Here is a 6,877-nt window from a genome sequence, read left to right as displayed (position 1 = left end):
GCCTGCCCACGCCCGCCGCGCTGTTCCGCCCCGGCCGCGACAGCGCGCCCGGCCAAGCCCCCGCGCACTGGAAACTGAGCGCGATGATGGACCAGCACGCCTTCATGCAGATCGGCGCCAGCGACGACATCCAGGTCGGCGACATGATCGCCTTCGACATTTCCCACCCCTGCCTGACCTTCGACAAATGGCGTCAGGTGCTGCTGGTGGACGAGCAGTATCGCGTCACCGACGTGGCCGAAACCTTCTTCTGAACGTCCCTGCCCGCCGCGCCGGAGCGGGGGCAGGAAGCATCGCGGGACCCCGGCGCACTCATCCAACTATAAGCAAAACCCGTTTTTGACCCTCTGGAGAGAGAATCATGAACTTCCGTACCTCCCGGCGAGGCGGTGGGCTCAATAGCCTGCTGCTGGCCGGCGCAATTGGCTTGACCGCATTGTCGACCCCCGCCCTCTGTGCCACGCCGATCAAGGGAGGCACGATCTCGGTTGCCACCATAGGCGAGCCGCCCACGCTGGATCCGATGACCAGTACGGCCGATCTGGTCGGCATCCTGACCCAGCATTTCTTTGAAACGCTGTACACCTTCGACGGCAAGTGGAACCTGACCCCGCTGCTGGCCGACAAGCTGCCGGACGTCTCGGCTGACGGCCTGACCTACACGATCCCGCTGCGCCAGGGCATCACTTTCCACGACGGTTCCAAGATGGATTCGTCCGACGTGCTGGCCTCGCTCAAGCGCTGGACCGAAACCGCCACGCGCGGCAAGACGGCCGCCAAGATCATCACCGGCATGGAAGCGCCGGACGCCAACACCATCCGCATCACGCTCAAGCAGCCCTACGCGCCCTTGACCGCGCTGCTGGCCATGAACAACAGCGCCGCCGTCATCATGCCCAAGGGCAAGATCGCTCCGGCCCTGACCGAATTCGTCGGCACCGGCCCCTACCAGCTGAAGGCGCGCGTGCCCGACCAGTACATCCAGCTGGTCCGCTTCGAAGGCTACAAGCAGCGCGAGGGCGAGCCCGACGGCTTTGGCGGCGCGCGCAAGCAGTACCTGGACGAGATCCGCTTCGTGCCGGTCAGCAATGCCAACACCCGCGTCGAGAGCGCGGTGGCAGGCCAGTTCGACTACGTCGACTCGCTGCCGGTGGAGTCGCTGCCCAAGCTCAAGAACGGCCGCTCCGATCCGGTGATGCTCAAGCCCTTCGGCTGGCCGCGCCTGGTGCTCAACACCAAGCAGGGCATCATGTCGAACCTGGCGGTTCGCCAGGCCGTGCAGTTGGCGCTCAACGAAGAAGACATGCTGTACGCCGCGTTCGGCGACAAGAACTTCTACAAGCTCAACGGCGACCTCTATCCCGAGGGCTATCCCTGGGCCACGTCGCTGGGCAGCAAGGTCTACAACAAGGGCGACGCCGCGGGCGCCAAGAAACTGGTGGACGGCGCCAACGTGCAGGACCGCAAGATCCGCATCCTGACCAGCCAACAGTACGAGTTCCACTACAAGATGGCCCTGGTGGCCGCCGAGTACCTGAAGGCCGCCGGCTTCACCGTCGACATGCAGGTGGTGGACTGGGCCACGCTGACGCAACGCCGCCAGGATCCGGCCCTGTGGGACGTCTTCATTACGCACAGCCCCTTCCTGCCCGAACCCACCCTGATCGACTTCCCGTCCAAGGACGCGCCGGGCTGGTGGGATACTCCGCGCCGCAACCAGACGCTGGACGCCTTCAACCAGGCCCGCAGCCAGGAAGAACGCATCAAGCGCTGGGCTGACGTGCAGCAGGCCGTGTACGACGAAGTGCCCTTCATCAAGGTTGGCGACTTCAACGCCCAGGCCGCGCGCTCGCCGTCGCTGCAAGGCACCAAGGCCGTGCCGTGGCCCTACTTCTGGAACGCCTGGAAGTCGAAGTAAGACCGGCGTGGCGCGGCAGGGCAAAGGCGAGAACGAAGCCGCCTGCCGCCGCCCCGACGGCGCATGCCCCGAAGAGCGCGCCTGCCCATCGCAGCGCGCCGCAGCTTCCCCACGATACGACGCTTTCTTAGGACATTCATCGTGTTGCGTTATCTCTTAAACCGGCTGGTCGGGCTGGTGGCCGTGATGTTCATCGTCGCGACCATCGTGTTCGTAATCATCCGCGTCACGCCCGGCGACCCGGCCGCCGTGATGCTGGGTCCACAGGCCAGCCAGCAGGACATCGCCGCGCTGCGCACCCAACTGGGGCTGGACCAGCCGGTTGCCGTGCAGTACCTGTCGTGGCTGGGCAAGCTGGCCCAAGGCGACCTGGGCCAATCCATCTTCATGAACAAGCCGGTGCTGTCGGCGCTGGCCGACCGGGCCGAACCCACCATCCTGCTGACGCTCATGTCGCTGTTGATCGCCAGCGCCATCGCCCTGCCAGTGGGGATATTGTCCGCGGTCAAGCGCGGCACCACGCTGGACCAGTCGGTGCTGTCGTTTTCGATGTTCACCTCCAGCGTGCCCAGCTTCTGGCTGGGGCTGCTGCTGATGCAAGTGTTCTCGGTCAAGCTGGGGTGGCTGCCGGTGGCCGGCTACGGCGGACCCGACGCCTCGCTCATGACCCGGCTGTCGCACCTGATCCTGCCCGCCGTGGTGCTGGGCCTGGTGAACTCGGCGCTGATCACCCGCTTCATCCGCGCCAGCATGCTGGACGTGCTGCGCGACGACTATGTGCGCACCGCGCGCGCCAAGGGCCTGCCGGAAAGCAAGGTGATCCTGAAGCACGCCGTGCGCAATGCGCTGATCCCGATCCTGACGGTACTGGGCCTGACCACCGCCCTGCTGATCAGCGGCGCGGTCGTGACCGAAACCGTGTTCGGCCTGCCCGGCGTAGGCAGCCTGGTGGTGTCGGCGGTGCTGCGCCGCGACTACCCCGTCATCCAGGGCGCGCTGCTGATCATCGCGGCCATCTATGTCCTGATCAATCTCCTCATCGACCTGCTCTATCTGCTGGTCGACCCCCGGGTGCGCTACTGATATGGCTATCGCAACTTCCGCAAACTCCGCCGCTGGCGCCGATCGCTGGCAGGTCCTGCGCCTGCTGGTGTCGCGCAAGACCGTGCTGATCAGCCTGATCGTGATCGTCGTGCTGGTGGCCGCGGCGCTGCTGGCGCCCTGGCTCAGCCCCTACGATCCGTTCAAGCTGTCCATCATGAACCGGCTGAAGGCGCCGGGCGCCGCGCACTGGTTCGGCACCGACGACTTCGGCCGCGACGTGTTCAGCCGCGTCATCTACGGCGGCCGCCTGTCGCTGATGGTGGGCTTCTCCGTCGTCATCGTGTCCAGCATCCTGGGTATCGCATTGGGCCTGATCGCGGGCTTCTTCCGCACGGCGGACAAGTTCGTGTCGCGCCTGATCGACGCCATGATGGCCTTTCCCGACATCCTGCTGGCGATCTCGCTGGTGGCGGCGCTGGGGCCCTCGCTGGTCAACGTGGTGATCGCGCTGGGCATCGTCTACACGCCGCGCCTGGCCCGCATCGTGCGCGCCTCGACCCTGGTGATCCGCGAACTGCCCTTCGTCGAAGCGGCCCGCGCGCTGGGCGTGCCCACCTGGCGCATCGTCACCGTGCACGTGCTGCGCAACCTGGTGTCGCCCATCCTGGTGCAAGGCACGTTCATCTTCGCCTACGCGATCCTGGCCGAAGCCGGCCTGTCCTTCCTGGGCGTGGGCGTGTCGCCCGACATCCCCACCTGGGGCACCATGATCAACGCCGGCCAGCAGTACATGGGCTCGGCCGACTGGATCATGATCTTCCCCGGCATCGCCATCGTGTTGTCCGTGCTGTCGCTGCAGCTGGTCGGAGACGGCCTGCGCGACGTCCTCGATCCGCGCCTGCGCAAGGAGCTGTAATCATGACCGCAAGCACCCGAGACGTCGTGCTTTCCGTGGAAGGGCTCAAGACCTGGTTCCACAGCCGCGACGGCATCGCCAAGTCCGTGGACGGCGTGACCTTCGACCTGGCCCGCGGCGAAACGCTGGCCATCGTCGGCGAGTCCGGTTCCGGCAAGTCCGTGACCAGCCTGTCCATCATGGGCCTGCTGCCCAAGCCGGCGGGCCGCATCGAGGCCGGCAGGATCCTGTACCGCGACCGCCAGGGCGCGCAGCATGATCTGGCCCAGGCCACGCCCGCCACCCTGCGCAAGATCCGCGGCGCCGAGATCGCCATGATCTTCCAGGAACCGATGACCAGCCTGAACCCGCTGTACACGGTGGGCGACCAGATCGCCGAGGCCGTGCTGCAGCACGAGGGCGGCTCCTATGACGCCGCCATCCGCCGCGCCCGAGAAATGCTGGAGCGCGTGGAAATCCCGGCGGCCGACCGCCGCGTCAACGAATACCCGCACCAGATGTCGGGCGGCATGCGCCAGCGCGTGATGATCGCGCTGGCCCTGGCTTGCAACCCCGCCGTGCTGATCGCCGACGAACCCACCACCGCGCTGGACGTAACGGTGCAGGCGCAGATCCTGGACCTGCTGCGGCGGCTGCAGGCCGAGATGAACATGAGCATCCTGTTCATCACGCACAACCTGGGCGTGGTGGCCGAGATCGCGCATCGCGTGGCGGTCATGTACGCGGGCCGCGTGGTCGAGGACGCCGGCGTCTACGACTTGTTCGAAAAGCCCACGCATCCCTACACCCGCGGTTTGCTGTCCTGCATTCCCACCGCCGCCCTGCTGGCTTCCGGCGAACGCCTGCGCGCCATTCCCGGCAATGTGCCCAGCGTGCTGTCGCTGCCGCCCGGCTGTACCTTCGCGCCGCGCTGCCCGCTGGCCGCCGACGACTGCCGCGCCGCCGTGCCTGAACTCCTGCCGGTGCAGACCGAACACCGCGCGCGCTGCATCAAGGTGAATCCGATATGACGAGTAGCCCCATTCCCATCCGCGCCGAAGAACCGCTGGTGCGGATCCAGGATTTGAAGGTCCACTTCCCCACCTCACAGGCGCGCAACGCGCCCGTGGTCAAGGCCGTGGATGGCGTCAGCTTCGACGTGCCGCGCAACACCATCGTCGGCCTGGTCGGCGAATCCGGCTCGGGCAAGACCACCACGGGCCGCGCGCTGCTGCGCCTGTTCGCGCCCACCGCCGGACGCATCCTGTTCGACGGCCAGGACATCACCAAGCTGTCCGAAAAGCAGATGCTGCCCTGGCGCCGCCGCATGCAGATCGTGTTCCAGGACCCTTATGCCAGCCTCAACCCGCGCATGACGGTGGCCGAGATCCTGGGCGAGGCGCTGGATACCCACCGCCTTGCGCAGAACCGCCGCATGGCCCGCATCGGCGAGCTGCTGGAACGCGTGGGCCTGAACGCCGAACATAGCCGCCGCTATCCGCACGAGTTCTCCGGCGGCCAGCGCCAGCGCATCGGCATCGCCCGCGCCCTGGCAGTCGAGCCCGACTTCATCGTGGCCGACGAGCCGGTGTCCGCGCTGGACGTGTCGGTACAGGCCCAGGTGCTGAACCTGCTGCAGGACCTGCAGCGCGACCTGGGGCTGACCATGCTGTTCGTGGCCCACGACCTGGCGGTGGTGGACTATCTGTGCGACGAGGTCGTGGTGATGTATCTGGGCCGCGTCATGGAACGCGGCCCCACCAGCGAGGTCTACGCCCGCCCCCGCCACCCCTACACCCGCGCGCTGCTATCCGCCGCGCCGGTGCCGGACCCGCGTGCGCCGCGCTCGCGTATCCTGCTCAAGGGCGACATCCCCAGCCCGGTCAATCCGCCTTCCGGTTGCGTGTTCCGCACCCGCTGCCCGTACGCCATCGAAAGCTGCGCGACCACCGAGGCGCAGGCCGCCAACGTCGGCCCGGGCCACTATGTGGCCTGTTCGCGCATCGGCGATGCCGAGCTGGCCGCCTGATAGCCGCCCTGTCCAGACCAGACCCAGGAAGCCCACATGAACATCATCCGCGACATCGTCTTCCAGATACGCAGTCGGCGGGACTCGCTGAGCGTGACCGAACGCAAAGTCGCCGACGCCATTCTGGACGACATCATCTGGGGCGCCAGCGCCACCGTCGACCAACTGGCCGCAAAGGCCGGCGTCAGCATCGCCACCATCTCACGCTTCGCGCGCACGGTCGGCTGCGACGACACGCGCGACCTGAAGCTCAAGTTGGCCCAGGCCAGCACCGTGGGCAGCCGCTTCCTCGACCCCAGCGCTCCGGCCGAGGAAAGCACCTTCTACGCCCGCATCTACGCCGACATCGAAAGCACGCTGCGCGCGCATCTGCCCAACTTCACCGAGCAGCTGTTCGAAGCGGCCGCCGGCATCGTCGACGGCGCTCGCATGATCTACGTGTTCGGCATGGGCGGCGCATCCGCCGTGCTGGCGCAGGAAGTGCAATCGCGCCTGGTGCGGCTGGGCTATCCCATCGCCGTGTACAGCGACGCCGTGCTGCTGCGCATGGTCGCGGCCACGCTCGACGAGCGCGACGCCGTGCTGGTGCTCTCGGCTTCCGGCCTGACGCCGGAAATCGTGGGCGCGGCGCGCATCGTGAAGCAATACCATGCGCGCCTCGTCGCCATTACGGACGCCACCTCCGAACTGGCCAGGCTGGCCGACGTGGTGCTGCCCATCCGCACAGACGAAACCGACTTCATCTACAAGCCCTCGGCCTCGCGCTACGCGATGATGCTTGCGATCGACCTGCTCTCGACCGAGCTGGCCATGCTGAACCAAGAAGAAAACCGCGAACGCCTGCGCCGCATCAAGCTGGCGCTGGACGAACACCGCGGCGGCCCGAACCGCTTGCCGCTGGGCGATTGAACCTGGAACACGAGATGTACGACACCCTCATAGGCAACGTGCTGGTCCTGGACGGCACCGGCAGCGCCGGCTACCGGGCCAG

At 67.0% G+C, this 6,877-nt stretch carries 6 protein-coding genes and 1 pseudogene; all 7 read left to right on the top strand.

Annotation, left to right across the window (positions count from 1 at the left end; all coding sequences use genetic code 11):
• Window positions 1-254 (top strand): annotated as a pseudogene (locus VIR09_RS00270) (amino acid deaminase); the annotation flags it as partial.
• Window positions 255-361: 107 nt separating this feature from the next.
• Window positions 362-1,918, top strand: a complete 1,557-nt coding sequence (locus VIR09_RS00265; RefSeq protein ID WP_332010560.1) for an ABC transporter substrate-binding protein — start codon at window positions 362-364, stop codon at window positions 1,916-1,918.
• A 141-nt stretch (window positions 1,919-2,059) separates the two neighbouring features.
• Window positions 2,060-3,001, top strand: coding sequence for an ABC transporter permease (locus tag VIR09_RS00260; RefSeq protein ID WP_332010558.1), 942 nt, complete (start codon window positions 2,060-2,062; stop codon window positions 2,999-3,001).
• 1 nt (window position 3,002) lies between these two features.
• The gene (locus VIR09_RS00255; RefSeq protein ID WP_207468738.1) at window positions 3,003-3,878 is read left to right on the top strand and encodes an ABC transporter permease; all 876 of its coding nucleotides are present in this window, start codon (window positions 3,003-3,005) and stop codon (window positions 3,876-3,878) included.
• Between the two features lie 2 nt (window positions 3,879-3,880).
• Window positions 3,881-4,888 (top strand): ABC transporter ATP-binding protein, encoded by a 1,008-nt coding sequence (locus VIR09_RS00250; RefSeq protein WP_332010552.1) that lies wholly within the window; start codon window positions 3,881-3,883, stop codon window positions 4,886-4,888.
• Window positions 4,885-5,886, top strand: a complete 1,002-nt coding sequence (locus VIR09_RS00245; protein WP_332010549.1) for an ABC transporter ATP-binding protein — start codon at window positions 4,885-4,887, stop codon at window positions 5,884-5,886. Before VIR09_RS00250 ends, VIR09_RS00245 begins: the two co-directional genes overlap by 4 nt.
• 36 nt (window positions 5,887-5,922) lie before the next feature.
• On the top strand, window positions 5,923-6,795 hold the full coding sequence (locus VIR09_RS00240; protein ID WP_332010546.1) for a MurR/RpiR family transcriptional regulator: 873 nt from the start codon (window positions 5,923-5,925) through the stop codon (window positions 6,793-6,795).
• The last annotated feature ends 82 nt before the right edge of the window (window positions 6,796-6,877 follow it).

Source organism: Achromobacter sp. (assembly GCF_036567245.1).
In the GTDB taxonomy this organism is placed as follows: Bacteria; Pseudomonadota; Gammaproteobacteria; order Burkholderiales; family Burkholderiaceae_B; genus Achromobacter.
Note: the sequence above shows the minus strand (reverse complement) of the source record. Positions and strands in the feature narration are given on the sequence as shown.